General features: G+C 44.1%; 21 protein-coding genes. 6 read left to right on the top strand and 15 right to left on the bottom strand.

The window, feature by feature from the left end; genetic code table 11:
- Nucleotides 1-9: 9 nt before the first annotated feature.
- Nucleotides 10-1,170 (bottom strand): IS30-like element ISCfr4 family transposase, encoded by a 1,161-nt coding sequence (locus tag OGX66_RS24505; protein WP_286510989.1) that lies wholly within the window; start codon nt 1,168-1,170, stop codon nt 10-12.
- 294 nt (nt 1,171-1,464) lie between these two features.
- On the opposite strand from OGX66_RS24505, the gene OGX66_RS24500 reads away from it, so the two are divergent.
- The 3 genes from OGX66_RS24500 (at nt 1,465) to OGX66_RS24490 (ending at nt 4,317) form a co-directional block, all read left to right on the top strand.
- Nucleotides 1,465-2,172 carry a hypothetical protein gene (locus OGX66_RS24500; RefSeq protein ID WP_136346219.1) on the top strand — a complete coding sequence of 236 codons (708 nt, stop codon included), beginning with the start codon at nt 1,465-1,467 and terminating at the stop codon, nt 2,170-2,172.
- Nucleotides 2,163-3,740, top strand: coding sequence for an RNA-directed DNA polymerase (locus OGX66_RS24495; RefSeq protein WP_136346218.1), 1,578 nt, complete (start codon nt 2,163-2,165; stop codon nt 3,738-3,740). The genes OGX66_RS24500 and OGX66_RS24495 overlap by 10 nt, the downstream gene beginning before the upstream one ends.
- Before the next feature lie 244 nt (nt 3,741-3,984).
- Nucleotides 3,985-4,317, top strand: a complete 333-nt coding sequence (locus tag OGX66_RS24490; protein ID WP_088902360.1) for an EmrE family multidrug efflux SMR transporter — start codon at nt 3,985-3,987, stop codon at nt 4,315-4,317.
- A gap of 407 nt (nt 4,318-4,724) precedes the next feature.
- Here OGX66_RS24490 and OGX66_RS24485 read toward each other — a convergent pair whose 3' ends face one another.
- Together OGX66_RS24485 and OGX66_RS24480 are read right to left on the bottom strand one after the other, a co-directional pair.
- On the bottom strand, nt 4,725-5,318 hold the full coding sequence (locus OGX66_RS24485) for a hypothetical protein (protein ID WP_088902359.1): 594 nt from the start codon (nt 5,316-5,318) through the stop codon (nt 4,725-4,727).
- A gap of 22 nt (nt 5,319-5,340) precedes the next feature.
- Nucleotides 5,341-6,300, bottom strand: coding sequence for a hypothetical protein (locus tag OGX66_RS24480; protein WP_136346162.1), 960 nt, complete (start codon nt 6,298-6,300; stop codon nt 5,341-5,343).
- Nucleotides 6,301-6,713: 413 nt separating this feature from the next.
- Between OGX66_RS24480 and OGX66_RS24475 the strand changes: the two genes are divergently transcribed.
- Nucleotides 6,714-7,229, top strand: coding sequence for a hypothetical protein (locus OGX66_RS24475; RefSeq protein WP_088902357.1), 516 nt, complete (start codon nt 6,714-6,716; stop codon nt 7,227-7,229).
- 89 nt (nt 7,230-7,318) lie between these two features.
- Nucleotides 7,319-7,720 (top strand): hypothetical protein, encoded by a 402-nt coding sequence (locus OGX66_RS24680; RefSeq protein ID WP_088902356.1) that lies wholly within the window; start codon nt 7,319-7,321, stop codon nt 7,718-7,720.
- A gap of 761 nt (nt 7,721-8,481) precedes the next feature.
- On the opposite strand, the gene OGX66_RS24470 is transcribed toward OGX66_RS24680, so the two are convergent.
- Both OGX66_RS24470 and OGX66_RS24465 read right to left on the bottom strand, forming a co-directional pair.
- A complete protein-coding gene (locus OGX66_RS24470; RefSeq protein WP_088902354.1) occupies nt 8,482-9,129 on the bottom strand; it encodes an MAE_28990/MAE_18760 family HEPN-like nuclease in 648 nt (215 codons plus the stop codon).
- A complete protein-coding gene (locus OGX66_RS24465; protein WP_088902353.1) occupies nt 9,126-10,187 on the bottom strand; it encodes a DUF262 domain-containing protein in 1,062 nt (353 codons plus the stop codon). Before OGX66_RS24465 ends, OGX66_RS24470 begins: the two co-directional genes overlap by 4 nt.
- Nucleotides 10,188-11,600: 1,413 nt before the next feature.
- On the opposite strand from OGX66_RS24465, the gene OGX66_RS24460 reads away from it, so the two are divergent.
- On the top strand, nt 11,601-12,644 hold the full coding sequence (locus OGX66_RS24460; protein WP_088903356.1) for a ParB N-terminal domain-containing protein: 1,044 nt from the start codon (nt 11,601-11,603) through the stop codon (nt 12,642-12,644).
- A gap of 108 nt (nt 12,645-12,752) precedes the next feature.
- On the opposite strand, the gene trpS is transcribed toward OGX66_RS24460, so the two are convergent.
- The 10 genes from trpS to OGX66_RS24410 all read right to left on the bottom strand — a co-directional run bounded on the left by trpS (nt 12,753) and on the right by OGX66_RS24410 (nt 23,282).
- The gene (gene trpS, locus OGX66_RS24455; RefSeq protein ID WP_088902352.1) at nt 12,753-13,757 is read right to left on the bottom strand and encodes a tryptophan--tRNA ligase; all 1,005 of its coding nucleotides are present in this window, start codon (nt 13,755-13,757) and stop codon (nt 12,753-12,755) included.
- Nucleotides 13,758-13,958: 201 nt separating this feature from the next.
- The gene (locus OGX66_RS24450; protein ID WP_088902351.1) at nt 13,959-15,743 is read right to left on the bottom strand and encodes a diguanylate cyclase; all 1,785 of its coding nucleotides are present in this window, start codon (nt 15,741-15,743) and stop codon (nt 13,959-13,961) included.
- Nucleotides 15,744-15,862: 119 nt separating this feature from the next.
- Nucleotides 15,863-16,972 (bottom strand): AI-2E family transporter, encoded by a 1,110-nt coding sequence (locus tag OGX66_RS24445; protein WP_003836479.1) that lies wholly within the window; start codon nt 16,970-16,972, stop codon nt 15,863-15,865.
- 165 nt (nt 16,973-17,137) lie between these two features.
- On the bottom strand, nt 17,138-17,620 hold the full coding sequence (locus tag OGX66_RS24440; protein WP_136346163.1) for a glutathione peroxidase: 483 nt from the start codon (nt 17,618-17,620) through the stop codon (nt 17,138-17,140).
- A gap of 84 nt (nt 17,621-17,704) precedes the next feature.
- Nucleotides 17,705-19,669 (bottom strand): putative bifunctional diguanylate cyclase/phosphodiesterase, encoded by a 1,965-nt coding sequence (locus OGX66_RS24435; protein WP_270921798.1) that lies wholly within the window; start codon nt 19,667-19,669, stop codon nt 17,705-17,707.
- A 17-nt stretch (nt 19,670-19,686) separates the two neighbouring features.
- Nucleotides 19,687-20,181 carry a putative pterin-binding protein gene (locus OGX66_RS24430; protein WP_003029241.1) on the bottom strand — a complete coding sequence of 165 codons (495 nt, stop codon included), beginning with the start codon at nt 20,179-20,181 and terminating at the stop codon, nt 19,687-19,689.
- 409 nt (nt 20,182-20,590) lie between these two features.
- Entirely contained in the window at nt 20,591-21,232 is a 642-nt protein-coding gene (locus tag OGX66_RS24425) for a helix-turn-helix transcriptional regulator (RefSeq protein ID WP_003029239.1), read from the bottom strand.
- 127 nt (nt 21,233-21,359) lie between these two features.
- Nucleotides 21,360-22,328 carry a threo-3-hydroxy-L-aspartate ammonia-lyase gene (locus OGX66_RS24420; RefSeq protein WP_048233674.1) on the bottom strand — a complete coding sequence of 323 codons (969 nt, stop codon included), beginning with the start codon at nt 22,326-22,328 and terminating at the stop codon, nt 21,360-21,362.
- 27 nt (nt 22,329-22,355) lie between these two features.
- Complete coding sequence (locus tag OGX66_RS24415) at nt 22,356-22,751, bottom strand: RidA family protein (RefSeq protein WP_003029233.1); 396 nt, start codon at nt 22,749-22,751, stop codon at nt 22,356-22,358.
- Between the two features lie 222 nt (nt 22,752-22,973).
- Entirely contained in the window at nt 22,974-23,282 is a 309-nt protein-coding gene (locus tag OGX66_RS24410; RefSeq protein WP_003836470.1) for a monooxygenase, read from the bottom strand.
- Nucleotides 23,283-23,303: the final 21 nt, after the last annotated feature.

Genomic DNA, 23,303 nt, shown 5'->3' with positions numbered 1-23,303 from the left:
GCTGTGAGTTCAACTGATGGACGCAACACACTTATTGAACCGCTCTGCGGGTGATTCATAGTCTAGCGTTTTTCTCGGCCTCTCGTTGAGCTGTCTGGCAACACTGTTAAGTCTTTGCTGGCTGTGAACCGATAAGTCAGTTCCTTTTGGAAAATATTGTCTGAGCAATCTGTTCGTATTTTCATTTGAGCCACGTTGCCAGGGAGATTGAGGATCACAAAAATAAATCTGAATGTCTGTCGCTACAGTAAATCGTGTGTGGCTGGTCATTTCAGCGCCACGATCCCAAGTTAATGTTTTATAAAGCTCAGCAGGTAATTCCCGGGCTTGTCTGATGAGTGCAGATATAACCGTTATGGTCTTGTTGTCTCTGATTTTCGCCAGCATAACAAAACGGGAATGACGTTCTACGAGGGTGATGATATAGGAGTTATTCGAGCCCTGAATCAGGTCACCTTCCCAGTGACCTGGAATGGCTCTGTCAGCGGCCTCTGGTGGCCTTTCGCTGATAGGTATCGTGTGCGGGATTGACCCTAATCCTTTCCCTTTAAGCGATGACGTTCTGGATCTACGCACTGCTCTTCCGCTTCTGAGGCATTGCTGCAGCTCTTTTTTTAATGCTCCCCGGGTTTGTATAAAAAGCGTTTTATAAATCGTTTCGTGTGACACATGCATTTCCTGATTATCCGGATAACAGCGTTTCAGCCAACCGGCGATCTGTTCCGGCGACCAGTCCTGATGCATCTTCTCTGCAATGATTTTACACAATGCGGGGCTTTCAATTAGCTTGCAAGGTTTTGGTCTCAGCGCATTTTCCCACGCAGCAGCATCGGCTTTTGCTGCACGGTATTGTTTTGCACCACCGTGCCTCCTGACCTCGCGGCTAATCGTTGAGGGCGCTCTTGATAATTTGGTGGCGATGTCCCTGATACTGAGTTTTGCTACCAGCCCTCTGGATATCTCCTCTCTTTCATCAAGCGAAAGCGCTAATCGGTGCCGTTTTGGCACGGGAGGACGGTAGCCGCCTGTCTGGTGGATAGTGGGCATAATGGAAGAATGATATCTGTCGAACATTCTGGCGATATCATGTAGAGAATCACCTTGCTTATATCTGTCCCAGATAATTGCCTTCTGCTCTGGCGTGTAGTTAATCCGAGTTCTTCGTTTCATGGCAACGTCCCCCTTGATTAAGGATAGCGTTGCATCGACCCGTTGAACTCACAGCCAGTAACAGACATTGTAGGTATCTTTACTTTTCTGACATCCCCCTCTCTTTGGGGGGAATAGTATAAAATGCGATAAAGATCAATGCTAAAACCTATGATATAATGTTAAAATAAATGGATACTTTTATTGGAATATAGATAATAATAAGATGCCTATCAAAGTGCGTTAGTTAGGGGAAATGTAATCTTCCGATTATGCCCCTACTTTCTGATTTAATTTTTTAGCGAGTTTATTGACATGTTCGAAAAAATCAGAATTTCCCTTTGGGATATTTTCACATTCTTTATGACTGGAGTTTTTTTTATAATATCTAGTCTTCTTTTTTTGAGGGTAACTAAACGGCTGCCTGAATTGAAGGTGTTTTTTGATGATTTAATTAAATTACCTGCAACTTACATTGTCGTTGTTATACCTATAGTATTAATATTGTTTGGGTTGTTGATAGAGCCATTGGCCAATTTTTTCGATCGTTACCTTGGTAAATATCTATTTTTTTGGCTAAAGGTTGATAGCTCAAAACGTAAAAATAATGAAAAAATAATGGAAGGGTATATAAAGGAAAATTGTCTTGGTGATCTGAATAAATGTATCGAAAACCCATTTGGTCTTTGTAAGGAATATGTTGAAACCAAACAGTTAAGTACTACTTTCATGGTTTTTTTGGCCAGATATGGTTTTTATCGTAATTGTAGTTTTATTACCATATTTACTGGTTTTTTTTATTTTATGGATATCTATGACTGTGCGGCATTTATTTGGTTAGTAGTAAGCTATTTTGCTGCTGCATTGCTAAAAAAACGGGCTGATGAGTTTTACAGTTATCAGGCGACAGCTGTTTATAGTGCATTTTTGATTGATAATCTCAATTGGTCTTCAAATAAATTGAACGATAGTGAATCGTTATCGATAAAAAAGGCTCAGGGAGCAAATAACGAATGGAATTGAAAGGGCTTTTAGAGCGTGGATATTTCCCTAAAGAGTTACCAAAGCCATTTACTACCGAGCCTTTTGCAAGGCTGATGGACACTTTAGAGCATTTTGATGATTCAACTAAAATTCCAGGTGTTTTTGGAAAGCCTATTGTAAAAGATTCGCGGATTCCTACAGCGCAAGAGGTCTTTTACTCATTAGCTCGAGGTGGGTTACAACGTAGGCAATTAAGTATCTGTAATCCAGTTCTCTTTTATTTACTGGCTAAGGAAATTGTAAGTAATTGGCAGGAAATTAAACCTTTTGTCTCAGGCTCCGAGTTTGCAGCTACTGAGCCAGAATTTAAGACGGATGGTCGAGCAATCAATGGAAAGCATTCGCAAAATTCGAGAGTGGAATTGGCTCGTAAAAATCGTATTGGTGCCAAGTATTTATTGACAACAGACATTAGTAGATTCTATCACAGTATATACACTCACTCTATATCTTGGGCTTTACATGGCAAAAAATTTTCTAAAGTAAACCGTCGACTCGATAGTCTGGGTAATAAGTTGGATTATCTTGTTCGTCAGGGGCAGGATGGTCAGACTGTTGGTATTCCAATAGGCCCCGATACCTCATTGGTAATTGCAGAACTATTAATGCATGACGTGGATAAAAATCTATCCAAAGAACTACCTGGAGTCAAAGGACATCGTTTTATTGATGATTATGAACTAAGTTTTACAAGCAGAGATGAAGCAGAGAGAGCTTATCATATTTTGAATACAAACTTATCCGAGTTTGAATTAGCTCTCAATACGAAAAAGACACAAATATTACCTCTACCAGTGAGACTTGAGGAGCATTGGGTTAGTGAACTCAGACGATTTCAAATTCGTGAAAATGAACATTCTCAATCAGTTGATCTTGAAGCATATTTTTCATTATCTTTTGAGTTATATAATCAATATCCGAATGAATCTGTGCTTCAGTGGGCGATTTCATGTCTTAGATCGGTAAATGTTGCAAGGAATAATTGGAGTTTATTTCAGCACTTGTTAATGCTTTGTGTTGCTCCCGAACCTGCTTGTTTACCCTTTGTACTTGAGCAAATTCTACTCCGCAAAAGAATGCTACCTGACGTACTTGAAGGTGAGTTAACTCTTCTTCTCAATAATTTAATTGTTGCACATGCTGAATTGCGCCATTCCAGTGAAGTTGCAAATGCACTCTGGGGGTGTTTAGCATTGCGTTTAAAAATTAATGTAGATGCTGTTAATAAAATATCAATATGTAGAGATTCATGTATTGCTCTCCTCGCATTAGATTGTGAACACCAAGGCCTGACTGAAAAGGCGTTAGACAAAAGTATATGGGAAGATTATCTAAATACAGATGCTTTATATGGAGATCAATGGCTTCTAGCTTACGAGTCGAATTTCAAGGGATGGCTAAAATCCCGAAAGGATCCAATGTACGTTGAGAAGGATCCTAACTTTTCATTTCTGAAAACAAATAAAGTTTATTTTTATAGGCAACGAGATAGTTGGGATGATGATGAGTTGCCAACCACACCATCATTTATGCCTTACGATGGTTAATATTATTAACTGTGAGGTTTGATATGTAATTTTTAATTCAGGGCCAGAAATAAATATAGAAAGCTTATATACATATCTCTGAAATATACTGTTCTGAATTATCTCTAACGTCCGCTTCCGGACCTTGCGGCGGTTCGCTACATGACATGAAACAGACATTGCAGTAGTAGTTTGGGTTGTGTTCAAACTCACCCAACCCTTTGTGATACGATGTTTGCTTTAGATTGTCACATGGGGTCAGATTTTGAATTCATACGTTTTCCTTGCTGGGGCTATTGTAGCTGAGGTCATCGGTACAACCCTGATGAAGTTCTCTGACGGATTTACGCGCCTGTGGCCATCTGTAGCAACCATTGTGTGTTACTGCACTGCTTTTTATCTTCTCGCCCAGACGTTGTCGGCCATTCCAACTGGTATTGCGTACGCAATTTGGTCAGGTGCTGGAATCGTATTAATCAGCCTTTTGGGCTGGTTGGTAAGTGGGCAAAAGCTTGATTTCCCGGCGATTGCAGGCATGATCCTTATTTGTGCCGGGGTTCTTGTTATAAATATTTTTTCAAAATCCTCTCTACATTAGTTTTCTTGAGAGAGAGTCGGATATCTGGCGCGGTTAGGTGGTTTCTTCGATTAAAGTTACCGTCTGCAAATTTATTTAACTGATGTCCGATTCTCGCCTTTGCCTGACCGTCGACTCTATCGGTTAATCAGGCTCGGTATATACTGACTGAGTAAAAACTCAGGTGTGATGCGGTTGCGGTGTTCCACGCGACGATCCGCACCACCTCGTTAGTTATAGGGTTTGGGTGACAGGAACAGAAGCAGGGGGCTTCAACGTAATGCCTCTGTGTCGTGTGTCATACTGAACTGCACGGCAATGTCGCTGTTTGGGAGCAGAAACACGTTAGTCAGCTAGAGTACATACTCAGGCACCTAATTAATGGATATCAAATCAAAGGATTTTAATCAGCTTATAATCGCTGTTTTCTAAGGAGATTTTTGCCGTTTATGATAGGCAACAAAAATACCCATGAATGCCGCAAGGCAAGAAAAGGCTGCTAACCAGAGAGCAAAGATAACCACTTGGTTTAGTTTTACAGTCCATGGTGTCCAGACCCTTGTAGCTTCAAACTCTGCGGAAGATAATATCCGTGTAAATTCTCCAGGGCATGTATCAGTAATGGTTTTTAAATCAATTTTATTTAGACTCAAGACCAGTTGGCTATCGTGCGTGAGGCCGCATCCGAGCACGATGTCAGTACTGGTTTCTGGGATATTGTATACAAAAAGTGAATACATAAAAATATATGCAAGAGAAAAAATACAGAGCAAGGAAAATAAAATAACCAGAATTTTCCCGGTATTCATTTTTTCTGAAACAGAAGAAAAGTGCCACGCCATCATTAATACTAATAACTCGATCATAGAAGTCAATATTAATATACCCTTAGGCCAAGGAGGTTGTATTCCTGCCAACAAGGCAATAACCTGACTGCAAATTAAACCACTTACAGCAATTGTAATAAGCTTCTTAACATCTTTAATGCTTTGAATAAATGAGTCAAGACTTGACTTGGGCATAAGCCACCCCGGTTTTTATTTGTTAGCCGGATGATTCCGTACCGTTAATCAGTTCAGCTCCACCTGATTTTTTTATACGCATGAGTGCTGCCTGGTACGGTTTAGTCCCTATAATCCGTGTTGTATCAATAGAGCCCTGATATGATGTTCCGTCACTCCACTGAAGATAAAATCGATAACGCCCGGATAAGTTTTGGGTTTGAGAGCGGACAACCACCCAGTCGACACAATCTTCTGCATCCCATGGGTTAATCCCTCGCGCTTTGCAAAGCTCCCATGCGAATTCGCTAATAATCCCAAAAATTTCGGGTTTCTGTTCAAATTCAATTTTTACGGGTATGCCACCTGCGCACCCTGCACCAACACTGGACATTTTAGGTATCCCATTTTTTATTTTTTCTGGTAGTTGAGTCCTGTAATCTTCCCATGCAGCAGCTAACTGAAATTGTAAGTTAAACAACTCTTCATTATATTTCTCATCTTCATTATTCAGCGATATTACCCCGGCACTCCTGTCAGTAATCTTTTGATTCTTCTCAAGCTGTTCTCGGAGCGAAATTTTCTTATCAACTATATCGTTATACTGCTCTAGTTTAGTAAAAAACTGTTTGCTATGTATCCCATAAAGCCTTGCCATTTCAGTCATGTAATTCACATACATGACTTTTGAAGCTACCCAACCCCAATACCCCTCAGGCCAATCCCAGTCATTACACTCAGTGTTTGCCCATATTTCACAACTGTCAGAAGATGATTTCAAAAAACGATCGATATAATACTTCTTGAATTTCTTTTCATTATACCTGTATCCAGGTTTATCAATGACATTGCAGATTAATTTTTTAGGTGTAGCATCAAATTCTCTATTAAACTGACCGGAGGCGATCAGAGTATCCATCTGGGAACGGATATCAGTTCCCTTGGATGACAAAGGAAAAGTGAATATGGCAAGAGAAAGCAAAGCACAAAGTTTTCTTCTCATCTTCAAATTCTCACTGCATGCCATTAGATAGGGTTCATGTAAATTGTAGCAGAAAAAATAATTGTTATTATAGTTGCTAAGATTTATTCATGTTGATGAGAGTGATCAGATTTATTAAATATCATTATTTTTTCTTATGGATAAAAAGAAATCCTATTATGAGGATTTATTTGATATCCAATTCAGATGGTTATAGGGAACATAAAATGCTTACCATTTATTAATTTACTCAACACCTGGAGTCAGTGCGCTTCATACACAGATTATGTGAAACATTTTTGCTTAGCGTTTTCAACTTGTTGGGGAGTATGGCAGACAACAATTTTAAGTTAATAATCTAATTAAACTAATTTTTAAACTGTTGTATATTAGTTGGTTACGGTAACTAACTCATTTTATGCAAGGATCTAAGTATGAATTTCCCCTTTATCTCCAAACCGTGTTTCAGTCGTTTTGAAAAATGGAGAAACGACATCAGAGATGAGCTCGAGTGGCAACCTTCAGATGAAGATGTCAGCAGACTAAGTCGATGCAAAACATTTTTCATGGGATTTTTCTACCAGTACGCGCTAGGTGCTATCATCGCTGGTTTCGCTGTTCAGCCATTGCTCAAATTCACTAATCCAATTTATGTGTCTATTGCTGGTCTCTGGCTAGCAATGACTATTGTCTGTATATATCGACTAATGGTAGTCAGTACGGTAAGTCGTTATATAAACCGCCGCCGACTTTTGTGTATCGTAGCTTTTATGCTGGTGACATCATTTGTAGGGGTACTATATCTGATTCCTAGCGCAATGAATGTGTCAGCAGAGCATGATGAATATTGTCACAACCTTCAAGTGTTAGTGATGCGAGGTGTTGAAAGTGAAAAAAATAGCACTGTTTTTAATAACATGCTGTGTCGTATACAGGAAATTAATCACTAACGAGATGTCTCACATTTTGCATTGTTCATGCTTTTATTGTCTTTTGTGCAACAATGCTCGCGACCAAAGCAGGTTAGCGAGACATAAAAATGAGCACAGAAACGGCTATCAAAATCTTCGATCCCCGGACAGCGAAGCTGGAACCACGAGGCGGTAAGTCGTCCATCCACTGGGATGATATTGCGGCAATGCTGGCAACACTGGAGCGTGAAAACCCAGTGGGTTATCAGATGATAATGGTGAATTACAGGGATGATATGCAGCAGGAGTGCGTGCTTCGTGACAATGTCACAAAGTGGGCGAAAACCTTCTGCTCTAAAAGCCAGTTAGCTGGCAGACCGCTGGTGGAAAGGATGTGCCAGACGGTTGTCGACCTCCAGTTTCATCGGCCACTGAGCAGTCAGCACCGATCTCTCCAGCACCTGCATCGCCTTTATGGTCCATATCGGTCTCAACTTTGCCAGCGGATACGACAAAATGGCGAAAGGTGACTGGCTGGGAGGTATCCAGACAGTCACACCGGCAGCGGTGAAAAATCTGGTGAAACCTATGCTGAGGCCACTCGGGGTGTCACTACATCATCCGGGGAGGAAATTGTACCGGCTGATGAGTTTACCAACTTTGAACTAGCAGCCCAGGCATTTGGATTTAGCCCGTCAAGGATCGGCTTGGCATATGATGCCCGCTCGGCTGTAAAAATGTGCAGTCTGAACTATCAAATCTCCGGGCTCAGTTATTGCAGCGATACTTTGCAAACGCTATGCGCGGCGATGGTAACGAAGGCGTTCTGGAAGATATTCAGGCCTATAATCGCAGCAACCCCACCAACACCATCACCGGCGAAATAATCCTGAAGGCGATGAGGCAGAAGCAGAAAGCAAGGCTGAAAAAGGAAAGGGGACTTGCACTGAGTCGGAAGGATGAGCACTTGAGGATGTTGGGTAGGTTTGGGAAATTCGAAACAACGTTGTAAACCAAAGGTTTTAACCATGTATGGTTTTAAATGCACAAAAGTTTCTTCGAAAAAACACTTCTATGTTTGAGCGATTCACCGATGTGATCGAAAGCATCGCGCACAGGCTGTATACGGGAAAATTTAAAAGTGACCGCACAGTTTAGCTCTTTTGGGATGTCCCCGTTATCAAAGCATCTTCACACGGCCTGTGCTAAAAATGGAAATTAACCACATAGAGGAGTGTTTATCGTTGTGGATTTGACCATGTTTTTTTAAAGTAATATAACTTGTTATGTCTTACGTAGAGGAGATTTTCAGGTATTTTTCATTCGCCAAATAATCCCCTGCACTGGTGATGACATCTCTAAGAATGCAATCAACGGAGATCATTACTTCCTTCAGGTTTTTATTAGAGACTCTTCCCGCTTCGCTTAAAGATTGTTCCCCATGCGCTATTTTATTCCTCTTGGTTGTTACTGATAGGAGGTGCTCAGGATTACCGCTTATATTTCGGATCTGTGCACCATAAGAATGAAATATATCTCTAATGATTCGTAGATTTAAATTTCCGGAGAATACTGTCTTTACATTCATGAATTCTTTTAATTGAGGTAAGCTGTAGTCACCTGAAATAATTCTATCTGATATTTTTACTTTCTTTGTGGAGTTCATTTCTTTAGAATTTCCGAAATAGTAATCTGCTACTTTCTTTTTCAACTCTGGGATCAATTCTTGGTATTTATGTTGGGATATCTTCTCATGGAATCTTTCCAAGATAGAATAAATGGTAGCCTCAACGTTATTATAAATGGAGATGTAAAAGCTTGATTTAAGAATAATGGTAATTTCAACATTTCCATTAATGTCAGAAACATTTTCAATATGTGAAAAAAACAACCTGCTTATTTCACACCTTCTTTCAAAATCGCGAATAATAGTATTCATTTTGATAGTTCCAATAATCTATTCTTAACGAAATCAATTCTTGTGGTCAAACTTACATTGGAATGCGTTCTTTGTTGCCCTGAAGTTGCTTTTTTAAATGACTTATCAGCAAGGCAGTGTTTGATATCAAGTTGTTCTCGCAAGGATAAAAACGGCTTTTCTCGCAAGGCCAAATGTGTACCGACGGAAATGGCTTCGAATAAAATTCTTGATACATCCATATCATGATCTTTAGCGAATCCATATTTAAAGTTATTAATAACAAAATTAGTCATTTTATTAAAATCGTCAAGTTTTTGTTTTTTTTCATGAGGGCTGAAGTCACTGCGTTTATTAATCATGTAGTTATCTAAGGCATTAGTAAGACTACGACCAAATGTATTAAACTTTGGATATGAATCTGATAGCGCGAAAAATCTAAGAATTAACTCTTCGTGCTCTTGTCGATTGGCTACTGTTTGTGATAGTTTTATAGCATTTTGAAATTTGTTGTTTTTAGCACATTCAGAATATATGAAGCTTGTAAACTCACCTCGATAGACACCTTTTCTAGTTTCCATGTTTCTCAATATGTCACTACCTTTGTTAATCCTTTCGAAGAGATCATTTTTAACTTCGTCAGTAGCATTTTCAGAAAGAACGAAAACTGAAATAGTTGTGTTATTAAACTTCCTTTTCCTTGAAATGTCTAAATCATTAAAAACCATCCCATTAAGTTTCGTTATCTTATTTAAACCTGATAAAGACAACCCACCATGTACGAAGGAACTAAGAGTTCTTATTCTCTGAGAGCCATCGACGATCTCAAGCCTGCCATTTTTATTTTCCGCAAGAAAAATAGGGGGGACTGGAAGCCCCAAAACTATAGACTCTATTAATCGAGATTGCCTTGTGTCGCTCCATACAAAATCACGTTGATAATCAGGAACATAAATCTCATTATCATCACTGTCGATATCTTTAGTGTATTTATTAACCAAAACCTCTATTGGATAGTCTTTGCTATCGTATGCTACTTCTTTTTGAAGTTCTAAAATTTGACTTTCGAGATCACTCATAATAAATCCTTTTGAAATAATGATTAAAAAAAGCCTATTACCTGAAATGTAATTGACTTATGAATAAATTATTTTTTGGAAAAACTTTATCTGCAGACTATTGATGAAACTAAATTTAGTTCAAACAAAAAGGTAATACCACTCTAATAGAAGAGATAGATGAAAAGCCAAGGTTTTTCGGAGAATCATGCTACCGTCTATAGTGAAAATATGGATAATTCAAAATCTTACTGTTAAGGAAAAATTTATCAATAGCACAATCAGAGAACTACTAAAATTTGTAGTAATAGGCATTCTATGTTGAATATCCAAGTAACTAATGGATTGGTTTTGGAAACGTTACATGATCTCTTCGAATGAACTGAACCTATTTACAATTGAATAATTTACATGAGTGATAATTAACTAAAATCACAAAATTATTGGCTCTATGGTTAACATAGTTTTAATAGGAAACTTTTCTTGCTAAAGGTGTGCTTGCAAAAAACCAGCGACAAACAGCGGCCGTTATGTGTAGGCATAGAATAAATATATGACTTGCTGTTTATTGACTATGTAAGTATCCCTGCAAAAAGAACCATCAGCTTTTAGAGAGTCTCTGGCACTCCAACTTCCGCTCCTGGCACTAAGCAGTCATAAGAGGGGGCACTGTTTTTCACGTGAGATTTGATTAGTTGAAGGCCATAAGTACGGATGATTAAATCGGTGATGAGAATGTGATGTGCAAAAGACAGGCATACAACAGCTTGAAGACTGAAATATGTGCGATGGCTCGAAATGAGCTTTGGGAATATGTAAATGTGAGGAATGAATGACCTATATGGTTATGGAGTGGTTTTACCACACTTGAGGGCGTGATTTTGGGGGCAGATTTGAGGGCAGATTTGGGGGCAGGGACATAAAAAGGGGCACATTAATAGCTGCTATAACCCGCTATTAACTGTCCCTGCAATTTCTTATCTTACTGATTTATATGTATGTATTTGAGTTTGCGGCTGATTGTTTTTTTCCTGTGTAATTGCAGAGTAATTAAGCAAGTTGATTATATTTTGTTGATTTTGCAGCGTGTTTTTTATTCAGGCTGTGCGCTGGGCGAATCACACCTGATTGTTAAACTGTGTGATGTTTTGCATTCCTGCGTGCTGGAATCATTTAAATCATTACACAGCAACTTAAATAATATTCAGGAAGTAACAAAAACTATTGCCTTTAGTGTTGGCATCCGCAGTATCGTCAATACAAACGTACCTCATACTGACGTTAATCATCCCCCTTCCTGGAGGGGGATTGACGCGACTTATCAATAGATTAGTTGGACTCTGGCACAGTACATCTTATTCTGAACGCAACATACACTTGCTGACCGATGGTGAAGGTCATGGGATATTAACCCGTTACTCAGGGAAGGCGGCAATGACAGATTATTGGTGGAAAGACCTGGTTGATCGTAATAACCAGTGGCAAGGGTTGGAACTGACCTTCAAAGAAAATCAAAGAACTGAGCCCGCGATGGAAATGCTCAGTGGCCATTTTGGACGTATGGCATTGCGGCTCGCCGGAGAGCCGTTATTCTGGGCTTCAATGCTTGAAGATCATTCCGGCGTCTGGCAGGTTTTTAATGCAGATCATCCACGGAGTCAGGTGATGCTACCTGCGGTGACCTCTGAAGACATTGAACGGATAAAAGCCAAAGGCGAGCTGATGTGGATCGGCGAATGGTGCCGGTATTTTGTTCGTCAGTTAATGAATACGCCAGCACCGTTACTTTCACCGCAGCGTTGGTTGATAAGACCGATGTTACCGATTCAACGTTCATCACGCTATTCCAGTCCACAATCCGTTGCGTTAGAAAACTGGCGTTTCGCAGCGCCAGAAAGCACTGAAAATATTAACTGCCAGTGGACGCTGTACAGTGAAGATTTCCCTGTTCTGACGCAGCCGGAAAACGTCAGGTTGGTTGACTGGTGGTGGGGCGGTTATTTACTGCTTGGACGTTATGCCATTCAATCCAATACGGGGCGGTTAAAATGGTGGCGTAAAAAATGCCGAGAGGGGACGTTGCCACCGATACTGGTCTGGTATATCGCCGGATTAGGATCTTATGTAATCCTCGATGGGCATTATCGATTACAGGCGGCGATTGAAGAGCAGATCCCCCCCTTGTTTCTGGTGCTGAGCGAGCTTACTGAAAAGGAATATCCAGCCGATGCCGTCAATCAGCTGCGCATCGTTCAGTCGCTGGAAAAGCAGCTGGCTAGCAATCCCAACTACAGTGTCAATGCGGTAAATCAGACGCTGATTAGCCTCTATGACAGACGATATCTTTACGCGTCAACACATAGCCGCGCTACTCTCGGCGAGGGAACCCAATGGGCTACGGAGGTGGAGCGTTATCTGCAAAAACATCATCTTGATGCGTATCGGGACAAGATTTTTCAGCGGGTTAAGGGAGATTGATTTTTACCCTGGGTTTGGTCGAAAAACGCGAGTCAGTTTATGATAACTCCCGGCGGTGGCATTCAGACGGGAGTCATCCTTATTTATCGCTCCTGTTGCAACTCGCGATCAGAACACCGGCAAACCCAGCCCTTGCTTCACTTCTCTTAATGTCTGCTGCGTGATCTCGTGCGCCTGTTCGCTGCCTTTTTTGAGCATTGCCATCAGCATGCCTTTATCCTGAATGTAGGTTGCCCGCAGCTCGCGCATTGGGGCGATGAGTTCCTGCAAGCACACCTCCAGCTCGTTTTTGCATGTCCGGTCACCCAGTCCACCCCGTTGGTAATGCGCTTTCATTTCCGCCACTTTTGCTTTATCCGGATGAAAAGCGTCGAGGTAAATGAATACCATATTGCCGTCGATTTGCCCCGGGTCGGATACTTTCAGATGATTGGGGTCGGTGTACATTGCACTGACCGCGTGATGAATGGTTTCTTCGCTGGCTGACAGGAGCAATGTGTTACCAAGCGATTTTGACATTTTGGCATTCCCGTCAATCCCTGGTAGGCGGCTGGTTTCACTCAGCAGCGCTTTGCAGTGCGATAAGACGGGGGCCGGTAACAGGCTATTCATCTTGTGCACGATTTCATTAGTCTGTTCAATCATTGGCAACTGATCGTCGCCGACGGGAACCACTTCGGCTTTGAAGGCCGTAATATCTGCCGCCTGACTGATGGGATAAACCAGAAAACCAACCGGTAACGAGCGGGCAAACCCTTTCTGCGCAATTTCGTTTTTAACCGTAGGATTACGCTCTACGCGAGCCACGGTGACGATATTCATATAAAGCGCGGTCAGTTCCGCAAGGGCAGGCAGGGCCGATTGCAAACAAATAGTGGTCAGTGAAGGATCTATTCCTGCGGCAAGATAGTCGGCAAGTACCTCGGGAATATTGTTGCGGATCTTTTGCGGTGTGCTGCCGTTATCGGTTAGTCCTTGCAGGTCAGCCACCAATATAAACTGCCGATAATCATGTTGCAGCGCGGCGCGCTGGCGCAATGACCCCACATAATGGCCAAGATGCAGCGGGCCGGTGGGACGATCGCCAGTGAGGATGATGGTTTTATTGTTCATGTAAGACTCCTTAGTCATAAAACCGAAAGGGGTCTCTAAATGCAAATAACCGCCTTTCGGCGGTTATCTAAAAATGGGAAAAACACATTCTGACCGCCTTTAAGAAGGCAGCCACCACAGGTTGTAATTAAAAGCGGTGATATCGTGTTTTGTGTTCATTGAATTAACATATCACCGCCTGGCGTTGAGGTAAAGCCATGTTCAACTGGCCTCCAGCATGCCAAAGCTCACGATGCGCGAACGTCCCAGCTCTTTAGCGCGATACAGCGCCACGTCTGCAGCACGCAGCAGGTTGTCGCTCTGGGCGTGCTGCGGATAGCTGGCTACGCCAATAGAGACATCGACGTGACCAATTTCAGAGACGCCAAAGCGCAGCGACAGTTCGCGTACGCCGTTATAAATATCCGTCGCAAGGCGGTTGGCGGCCTGTTCATCCGTATTGGCCAGCAGCACCAGAAACTCCTCACCGCCATAGCGGAAGGCCATGCCGCTGTCGTGAACCACGCGCTGAATGGTGGCGGCGATACTTTTTATCACGCTGTCTCCCGCCTCGTGACCAAAGCGATCATTAATATTTTTAAAATGGTCAATATCGATCATCAGGCAACTGATCGGCTCCTTGTTGCGTACGGCCTGGCTCATCTGAGTGCGTAAGGTATCTTCCAGATGATGACGGTTACGCAGACCAGTTAGCGGATCGTAGAGCGCTTTCTCCAGCAGGGCGTCACGCAGACGCTGGTTGGCTAATGCGAGGCCGAGTGCTTCTGCCATTAGCTCCAGATACGCACGAGAGGGGGTGGAATCATCGCTAAGGTTCTGGAATGAGAGCAGACCGATGGCTTCTCCTTGGGCAATCAGCGGAACGCACAGGGTATGTTGCTGGCATGAATCCGGCAGATGGTAGCAGGCGATATCGGGTTCACCTTGTACCGGAGGGTGGCTCTGGCCGCGGCGCACAGCCCAGCATTCGTCCGGGTGGAACGCATCCGCTTTACCCTGCGGTGAGAGCCATTGTGCAACGCAGCGCATTTGCCAGGGTTCCCGGTCCAGTATGTAAAGCCGCCCGGCAATACCTGGGGCAATATTCGGTGCAAACAGTTCCGCCACATTGATGACATCGGCAAAATTCTCGCAACCCTGCAGGCGCTGCGTCATACGTGCCAGCAGATCGCGGATTGCCCAGTCGGCATCTCGCTCCTTCTCCAGTCTCTGACGAGCCAGACCGTTCTCGCGGAAGATCCGGATCGCCTGTGCCATGTCGCCTATTTCGTCTATCTGGTTAAAGCTGGGCGTCTCAACGGCATAATCCTGCGATGCGAGACGGTTTACGACATCGCTCAAACGCACGACGGGGCGCAGGACACGACGCTTTAAAATGAAACCGAGAACGAATAAAAACAGCAGCGCCGTCAGACCGACCATCACTTCGGAAGCCGTCCGCAGCATGCGGGATGACTGGGTTGCATCTTCAATCGTGTTGCGTACGCGGCTATCGAGTAACTGGCGGAAATGATCTATACGGTCCTGGGCTCGCTCCAGTTCCTGTTCATAGGCTTTCCCGTACAGCAGGGTGATGGCCTGCGACTCTTCTCCACGCGCGACGCTGGCAAGCGCCTCGGCCTGCTCATCCTGCAGAGCATCCACAATCTGCAGCCCTTCGTGCAATAGCGCCAGCTCTTCATCCGTTGCACCAAGGTCTTTGAGCTTCGACAGACGATGCTCAACGGCTTTCAGCGACGCTTCTTTCTGGCGGTAGGCGTTGAGCACCTCAGGATCTTTTGCAATAACATAGTCGCGCGCCAAGTCGGACAGCGACCAGGCATCGAGTTCGACTTCTTCGGTAAGTTGATCGAATTGATAACGCTGCTCTACCACCTGGCGTTCGGTGTTATCGGCGCTGGATGCCATCAGCATGACAATACCGGAGGCGATGGTCAGACATACCGTCGCGCTATAGGCCCAGTTGGTGATTGTGGCAATTCGCACTAATTAGTTCCTTCTGCGACGATTAATGAATACGCATGATTGAAATTATAGAAAACGTATGATTTTGCGTGAAAATAAAAAAGGCGGTCCGAAGACCGCCTTTTGTTATCGTCCGGCCATCACAGATCTGGAGGATTTTTTCCTTCTTCCATAAAGGCTTCGTCAATTCCTTCCACGTTACCTTCATGGTCACGCCCGGAAAACAGGTTCCAGCAGGTAATGAATAGCGCGGCAATCAGTGGGCCAATCACAAAGCCGTTGATACCGTAGATCTCCATTCCACCGAGGGTGCTTATCAGGATCAGGTAATCAGGCATTTTGGTGTCTTTACCTACCAGCAGCGGGCGCAGGATATTGTCCACAAGCCCAACGATAATCACAAAGAAGCCAACGATAAACAGCCCTTGCCATAGCTGATGGGTGGCGAACAGAAATATTGCTGCTGGTACCCAGACGATCGCTGAACCGACGGCGGGCACGAGGGAGAGAAACGCCATCAACGCGCCCCACAGAACGCTACCGTCGATATCTACAATCGCAAACGCGATGCCGCCAAGAATACCCTGAACCAAAGCGACGACCGCCGTGCCCTTGACTGTTGCCCGCGTCACGCCGACGAATTTTGCAAACAGGTGCTGTTTGGCAAAATCAGAAAGCGGTAATGAGTCCAGAATCTGGCGCACCAGGTACGGTCCGTCCTTCAGTAAGAAGAACAGTAGATACAGCATGATGCCGAAGCTAATAGCAAAGCCGAATGTTCCTTTACCAATCAGGAACGCGCTGCCGGCGAGGTACTGTCCACCCTGCAGCACGACATCGGACAGTTTTTTCTGGATCTGCGCGACATCATCCAGATTGTGTTCTGCCAGAAAACCTCTGGCCCAGTCAGGAAGATACGAAAGAACAGAAGCGACGACCTCCGGGAACTGCGTGTCATTCTGTTGCAGTTTGGTGTACACCACGTTCAGTTCAATGGCCAGCGATGACAGGATTACCATCAGCGGGATAAAGACAATCAGACAGATAATGACGATGGTAATCAACGATGCCAGTCCGTTGCGTTCGCCAAGCGCACTGCGCAGTCTGTTTTTTACCGGGTTAAAGATAGTCGTTAATATCGCGGCCCACAAAATGGCGGAAAAGTAGGGGGACAGCACATCGAAGAACGCCCAGGTCACGAGGGCAAGTATGAAAATGAAGAAACCTTTAGTCAGTCCGTTAAATCGCATTAGTGAACCCTGTAATGAAAAGCAGTCCAGACTATAGAACCGTTCAGGGGATTTACCAACTTTAGCTGAAGATTGCCGCTTATTTTGGCTAAAACGGTGACTTACTGAAGATAAAAACCAATGAATATCCACAGTATTAATGTGATATTCGAATGACAGCAGCCATTAGATTTTTAGTGCATCAAGGATGACGGTTTCTATTTTTTCTGGAGTGGTGAAGGGGGCAAAACGCTTAAGCGGTTTTCCGTCGCGTCCGACCAGAAATTTAGTGAAGTTCCACTTGATCCTCCCACCCAGTATGCCGGGTAATTCATCTTTCAGGTAACGAAATACCGGGTGTGTAGCGGCACCGTTAACCTCCACTTTCTCAAACATTGGAAAACTCACGCCGTAGTTGACGTAGCAGGTCTGCGCGATTTCGTCCGCCCCACCGGGTTCCTGCTTACCAAACTGGTTGCAGGGGAAACCAAGCACCACCAGGCCCTGTGTGTTGTATTTCTTATACAGTGCTTCAAGGCCCGCATATTGTGGCGTAAAGCCACAATGGCTGGCGGTATTAACCACCAGTACCAGTTTGCCTGCATAGTCGGCCATTGAAATAAGCTGACCATTCAGGCTGGTGGCGGTAAGTTGATGAAAAGTGCTCATTTTTTAAACCTCAGGTCAGGGTGAGTTTAGCGTCGACATTGCCACTCAGCGCGTTACGGGCAGTTGAAGCCTTATAGAAAATCTTCATGGCATCGTTTTTCTGTTGTTTATTGGCACAACTTGACCATTTCTGATTTCCTCATTGACACAAGGTTGAGGTTTACCAAACAGATATCCTTGGGCGAAATCGCAGCCCAGCGCCTGAAGGCTTTTTAGTTGCTCCTGAGTTTCAACACCTTCAGCAACAGCCTTCATATTGAGTGATTTCGCCATGCCCGTGATCAGTTTGATGATATTAAGCGCATCTTCATGTGTGGATATTGAATGCACAAAAGATTTGTCTATTTTAATTTTATCGAAGGCAAGCTTGCTCAGGCGCGAAAGAGAAGAATATCCGGTACCAAAATCATCGATGGAGATTTTTACGCCCAGGGCTCTGAGCTTATTAAGCGTATTCATCGGCGTCGTACTCTCAGTGAAGAGAGAGGACTCTGTTACTTCCAGTTCAAGACGATCGGCTGGGAGTCCAGTTTCTTTCAGAATAGACAGTACGATACCGACAAAGGCTTTGCTGCTTAGCTGGACAGGAGAGACATTTACTGAAATTTTAGCAGGAACCGCCCAACAAGCCGCTTCCCTGCAGGCAATTTCAAGCACTGCTTTCCCCATCTCATTAATCATTCCGGTTTTTTCAGCAACAGGAATAAAGTTATCCGGCGACAGGAGGCCCTTTAGAGGATGGAGCCAACGAATTAGGGCTTCATAGCTATAAATTTCCTGGCTGAAGGAGTCAACAATGGGCTGATAATAAACCACGAATTCTTTGTTCACTATTGCCAATGCCATATCATGCTCAAGCGTTCTGCTTTCTTGTAGCTTTTCTAACATTCGTTGTCGGAAGACTTTTATCTTACCTGAGCCTTCACCTTTGGCTTCATAAAGGGCCAGATCGGCAAATTTATAAAGATAGTCGGAACGACGTTCAGTGTCTGAGATAACAATGCCAACACAGGTGGTTATGTTGATAATCGTGTTATAAATAGTGTAGGGCTGGCTGATAAATTCACATATTTTCTGGGCCCGCGAAACGGCGTGGCTTTCTGTCAGGCCACTTGAGAGAAACGCAAATTCATCTCCACCCAGGCGATACAGCGTATCCGAAGTAAGGCTCATTGAAACCAGTCGGTCTGATATCTGGCGTAGCAACATATCACCGGCATCATGACCATACGTATCATTTACCTCTTTGAATCGATCTAAATCAAACAACATCACAGTCACAGAATCGTGATTTTTTTCTGCTTTCTCAATTGTTTTATTTAAATCGCTCCAGAATAGTTGACGATTATTCATCTCAGTAAGAGAGTCATGGTAGACGTCATATTCCAGTTTAGCATTCTGGATTTGCAGCTTTTCTTTTGATTTCTGCAGTTCTTCGGCAAGACTCTTGACCTGCAGGTGCGCCCGCAGAATATTTCTGTTTTGATAGAAAATGAGCACTCCCAGAATCGCACTCAGTATTATCAGCAGCACCGAGGTTGCTGAGTAAATATAGTACAGCGTTTGAATTTTTTGGTTGGCGTTATTGATCGAGTTAACATCTTTGTTTAACGCACCAGATGAAAGACGACCCAGTGGCGCATCCAGAGTGTGCATTTTTTTCAGATAAGCCTGGAGTGCTGAACGGTTCATTTTCTCTAGATTAACATCCAGAAAACTAAGGGTGTTTTCAAGTTTTACCGCCAGCTCACGGTGGGCTATATTGCTTTCTATGTAGCGCCCCAGGTCACCTTCTTTTATTAAATCACTCTGGCTGAGCATAATGTCGAGGCGCATGCGTACATCATCGAGATTCATCGTATCATCGATAGTGTAAAGACCCAGCAATGACTCGAATCGGTAATATTGTGATACCAGCTGAGCAGCAGACCAGGAATCGGTGTAATGAGTCAGTTTCTGTAACTCTTGTTGCCGTTCATGCACGAGGAAAGAGATATATCCGGTAGATATAAAAAGAAAAAAGATGATGCCAGCCAGTATTCTGTTCATGATGTTCCTCTGAACGCTTACTCAATATCCATACTACTGACCTGCCATGCAGACCTTGAATAATAAATCTGATTATTCAGTTCCGGCATGCTGTCATAGGGGTACACAATGAATAAAGGACCTTTATCACGGATGCGCATATATTTTCCGTTGATTTTTAACGCAAGGATGGCATTGTATTTTTTGAAATCACTGAGAGGGATTACGGTGGTGTAGTCATTGAGCGCAGTGACCTTTACAACCGAGCCGCTCGCGCCGACGTAATCCATGAGCTTTTGTAGTGGAATACCCGTAAAAGTAGTGCGTCCATTATACCAGGGGGAGGTGGTCTGGAAACTGACCATGCCCAGCTTCTCAAGGCTGGCGGTATCAAAAACGGCTTTCCCGTCTGCATTTGTATTTTCAATATTACCGGACAGCGTTAAAAGAACTGTACCGGAAGGCTGGGGAAGTTCACCTGCCCAGAGCTGGGTGGTGAGCACAAAGCTTACTAACATTACGATTAACCGCATTCTTACCTCACCAATCAGCCGGATGTAAAAGAATTATAATTTAGATATCACTCTATTTATATATATTGCATAGGTATTATTGATGCAATAAATTCAGCTTTATTTTTATTCCTCTAAATCAATGGGTTAGATTTTTTCTGTTTTATTATGATGTTTAATCAATGCTGATGGTGTTATTTGAGGAAAACGTAATCTCACTATGTATGTACAAAAATAAATCATTTATTGACTCAGTGCCAATAAATGCCTACGAAAATAAAGGTTTATTTTTTCCCAGCGGCGGGGCGTTGTTTACTGGTTGGTGGCTATATCGGATACGAAGCGGGCCAAAGTATAGCGGGAGCGCTTCGTGTCGGTAATCAAGATCAGACTTTTTATGCTGCGGCTGGTGCAGTTCAACTGAACCCGTTTATTCACCCGCCTGAACTGACTGGCGGGCATACAGGTAGGCGGTGGCCCTTGATACGCCCAGATGCTGTGCCACCGTATCCATAGATTTGCGTACGTTCAGCAAACCGTCCTGGCGTAATTGTTGAATCAGCAGCTTACGGTCTTGAGGTTTAAGGGCTCGGGCCGTCGTAGCGCGTTTAGCGGCAAAGTCATCAATACGCTGGCGGATGACTTCGTTACTGCCGGGATCGATATGTTCCTTAATGGGGGAGTTTTCGGTTTCAGTAAAACGCGCAAGAGCACTCTGCATACCACGAAACAGCGTCATATCTACATTCAGACAGAGAGCTGCTACGTATCTGCCTTCTTCATCCTTGATGCCAATTGAGGTACTTTTCACCGGGCGACCATCGGCAAACTGATTACTGTAGTTCGCAATGATGCTGGGAAAGTCAGGCGATGCGATTCTCGCCAGGCCAAGCTCGGTTGCTGGCTGGCCGGGTTGACGTCCGGACAGATTATTATGGATGGATAAAATGGCATGTTCAGGATTTTTGAGGTCATGAACCACCACTTCGCAAAACGGAGAGAAGGTCTCACTCAATCCCCTGGCGATAGTATCAATTTGGCTGAGAAGCGAGTTATTGTCGGTTTTTGGCATGCCAGTCTCCTGCGGTGATGCCTGTTGCCATGATTGCGAGCAGTTTACAGTGACCTGGGATCGTTTTTCCAGACGGCAATGTACAGACAGTAACATTAGGGTATCTGCATGACAGATACCCTGTTTATCATCTGGCCAGAAATTCACTGTAGCGGCTGATATCCACGTTTCCGCCGCTGATGATAATGCCGACTTTCTTGCCGCGAAGTTCAGCTTTGCGCGCTCTGGCCGCAGCAAAACCCAGACACCCGGTCGGCTCAACGACGATTTTCATGCGTTCAGCGATAAATTTCATTGAGGTGATTAACTCAGCGTCTGAAACCGTCAGAATATCGTTCACGTTTTGCTGGATAATCTGAAACGTATAGTTCCCGAGATGTTGGGTCTGAGCACCGTCAGCAATGGTTTTGGGCGTATCGATATGAACAATTTTTCCGCTACGAAACGACTGTTGACCATCGTTACCCGCTTCAGGTTCGACACCATAGACGATGCAGTCAGGAGACAGATGTCTGGCCGCCAGAGCGGATCCTGAGAGCAGGCCGCCACCACCCAGACAAACGAAAAGGGCGTCTAACTGACCCACTTCTTCAATCAGCTCTTTTGTGGCGGTGCCCTGGCCTGCAATCACGTGCGGATGATCGTAAGGGGGGATCAGCGTTAACCCCTGTTTCTCTGCCAGGTCCCGACCAATTTTTTCACGATCTTCAGTATAGCGATCGTAAGTTACCACCTTTCCGCCATAGCCTTTTGTTGCTGCAACTTTAGCTACCGGAGCATCATGCGGCATGATAATTGTTGCTGGAATCCCCAATAATTTTGCCGACAGTGCAATGGCCTGCGCATGGTTACCGGAAGAAAACGTCACGACACCCGCAGCACGTTGTTGTGGTGTGAACTGGCGTAGCGCATTCATAGCGCCGCGAAATTTGAAGGCGCCCATTCTCTGGAAATTTTCGCACTTAAAGAAGACTTCCGCGCCAAATTCTTCATTAACCGTTCGGGATGTCATCACCGGCGTTTTGTTAGCATAATCTGCGATGCGCGCTGCCGCAGCGGCAACATCGTTATAATCAGGCAGTGTCATTTCAGTCATTGTTGTTCACCTGTATGTTGTTAAATGTCACGCTTGCGGGGCCAACGCCATAGCTTCAACTTCCAGCGCAAAACCATAATGAAGTTCCGCAACACCGGCTACAGCACGGGATGGACGGAAATCACCGATCCACTCCCCATAGATTTTGTTAAACGTCGGCCACTGATTCATATCCGTCACATAGACGCGAACTGACACCAGATGCTGGCGGGAAACTCCAGCACCCGCCAGACAAGCATCAATATTCTGTAGCACCAGCCGGGTTTGATCTTCAAAAGAGGCATCCGCTTTTTTCTCGCCGTCGAAAGTGACCGGCAATTGCCCAGAAATGAAGACGAAACCGCCAGCCGTTGTACTGTGCGAGTAATGACCTGCTGGCGGGAAGCTTCCAGCAGATGAGTTCAGTGTAATGTCCGCGGACATAATAAACCTCCTGTAGCTAATGATTCACTTTGTATAAAATAATACAATTTGTATTATTTTATACGCCTATATGCCACTTTCGGCTAGAGATAACTTTCGCGGGTGATGATTTTGTGAACTATTGCAAATGTGGCTAACGTAAATCGCTAACCTGGGTAGGAACGAAGAGGGGAAGGCAGGAGAGTGAAGAAACGCCCCGGGCGGGGCGTCTAAGGCAAAATACTAGCCGATGTGACCGTGGTTAATTTTAGTTAACGGTTCATTGATATCGAAGATTTTGAACGTCACGTCTTCCACACCCAGATGCTTCAGACGGGCGGTATGCTTTTTGATATAGGCCTGAGCGGTGTCTTCGTCCCGGAACAGGTAGATGCCACCCGCTTCGTGATTTGCTTCGTTCTCGGTCCAGATTTTCCAGATGAACCCTGGCTCCTGGTTGATTGATTCGGCCAGTTCAACGAGCTGACTCGACATCTCAGCCCCAAACGGACCATGAAAATCAAAGTGTATCTGCACGAGTTTGTTCGACATAAATCCTCCATGGATTGGTTA

The sequence above is a fragment of the Citrobacter sp. Cf072 genome (genome assembly GCF_030334485.1).
GTDB classification, from domain to species: Bacteria; Pseudomonadota; Gammaproteobacteria; order Enterobacterales; family Enterobacteriaceae; genus Citrobacter; species Citrobacter freundii.
This window is presented reverse-complemented; position numbering and strand designations above follow the sequence as displayed.

Excerpts from the sequence above, each read along its gene's own strand:
- OGX66_RS24505 (WP_286510989.1), bottom strand. The coding sequence starts at position 1,170 with ATGAAACGAAGAACTCGGATTAACTACACGCCAGAGCAGAAGGCAATT.
- OGX66_RS24500 (WP_136346219.1), top strand. The coding sequence starts at position 1,465 with ATGTTCGAAAAAATCAGAATTTCCCTTTGGGATATTTTCACATTCTTT.
- OGX66_RS24495 (WP_136346218.1), top strand. The coding sequence starts at position 2,163 with ATGGAATTGAAAGGGCTTTTAGAGCGTGGATATTTCCCTAAAGAGTTA.
- OGX66_RS24485 (WP_088902359.1), bottom strand. The coding sequence starts at position 5,318 with ATGCCCAAGTCAAGTCTTGACTCATTTATTCAAAGCATTAAAGATGTT.
- OGX66_RS24480 (WP_136346162.1), bottom strand. The coding sequence starts at position 6,300 with ATGAGAAGAAAACTTTGTGCTTTGCTTTCTCTTGCCATATTCACTTTT.
- OGX66_RS24475 (WP_088902357.1), top strand. The coding sequence starts at position 6,714 with ATGAATTTCCCCTTTATCTCCAAACCGTGTTTCAGTCGTTTTGAAAAA.
- OGX66_RS24680 (WP_088902356.1), top strand. The coding sequence starts at position 7,319 with ATGAGCACAGAAACGGCTATCAAAATCTTCGATCCCCGGACAGCGAAG.
- OGX66_RS24470 (WP_088902354.1), bottom strand. The coding sequence starts at position 9,129 with ATGAATACTATTATTCGCGATTTTGAAAGAAGGTGTGAAATAAGCAGG.
- OGX66_RS24465 (WP_088902353.1), bottom strand. The coding sequence starts at position 10,187 with ATGAGTGATCTCGAAAGTCAAATTTTAGAACTTCAAAAAGAAGTAGCA.
- OGX66_RS24460 (WP_088903356.1), top strand. The coding sequence starts at position 11,601 with ATGACAGATTATTGGTGGAAAGACCTGGTTGATCGTAATAACCAGTGG.
- trpS (WP_088902352.1), bottom strand. The coding sequence starts at position 13,757 with ATGAACAATAAAACCATCATCCTCACTGGCGATCGTCCCACCGGCCCG.
- OGX66_RS24445 (WP_003836479.1), bottom strand. The coding sequence starts at position 16,972 with ATGCGATTTAACGGACTGACTAAAGGTTTCTTCATTTTCATACTTGCC.
- OGX66_RS24440 (WP_136346163.1), bottom strand. The coding sequence starts at position 17,620 with ATGAGCACTTTTCATCAACTTACCGCCACCAGCCTGAATGGTCAGCTT.
- OGX66_RS24435 (WP_270921798.1), bottom strand. The coding sequence starts at position 19,669 with ATGAACAGAATACTGGCTGGCATCATCTTTTTTCTTTTTATATCTACC.
- OGX66_RS24430 (WP_003029241.1), bottom strand. The coding sequence starts at position 20,181 with ATGCGGTTAATCGTAATGTTAGTAAGCTTTGTGCTCACCACCCAGCTC.
- OGX66_RS24425 (WP_003029239.1), bottom strand. The coding sequence starts at position 21,232 with ATGCCAAAAACCGACAATAACTCGCTTCTCAGCCAAATTGATACTATC.
- OGX66_RS24420 (WP_048233674.1), bottom strand. The coding sequence starts at position 22,328 with ATGACTGAAATGACACTGCCTGATTATAACGATGTTGCCGCTGCGGCA.
- OGX66_RS24415 (WP_003029233.1), bottom strand. The coding sequence starts at position 22,751 with ATGTCCGCGGACATTACACTGAACTCATCTGCTGGAAGCTTCCCGCCA.
- OGX66_RS24410 (WP_003836470.1), bottom strand. The coding sequence starts at position 23,282 with ATGTCGAACAAACTCGTGCAGATACACTTTGATTTTCATGGTCCGTTT.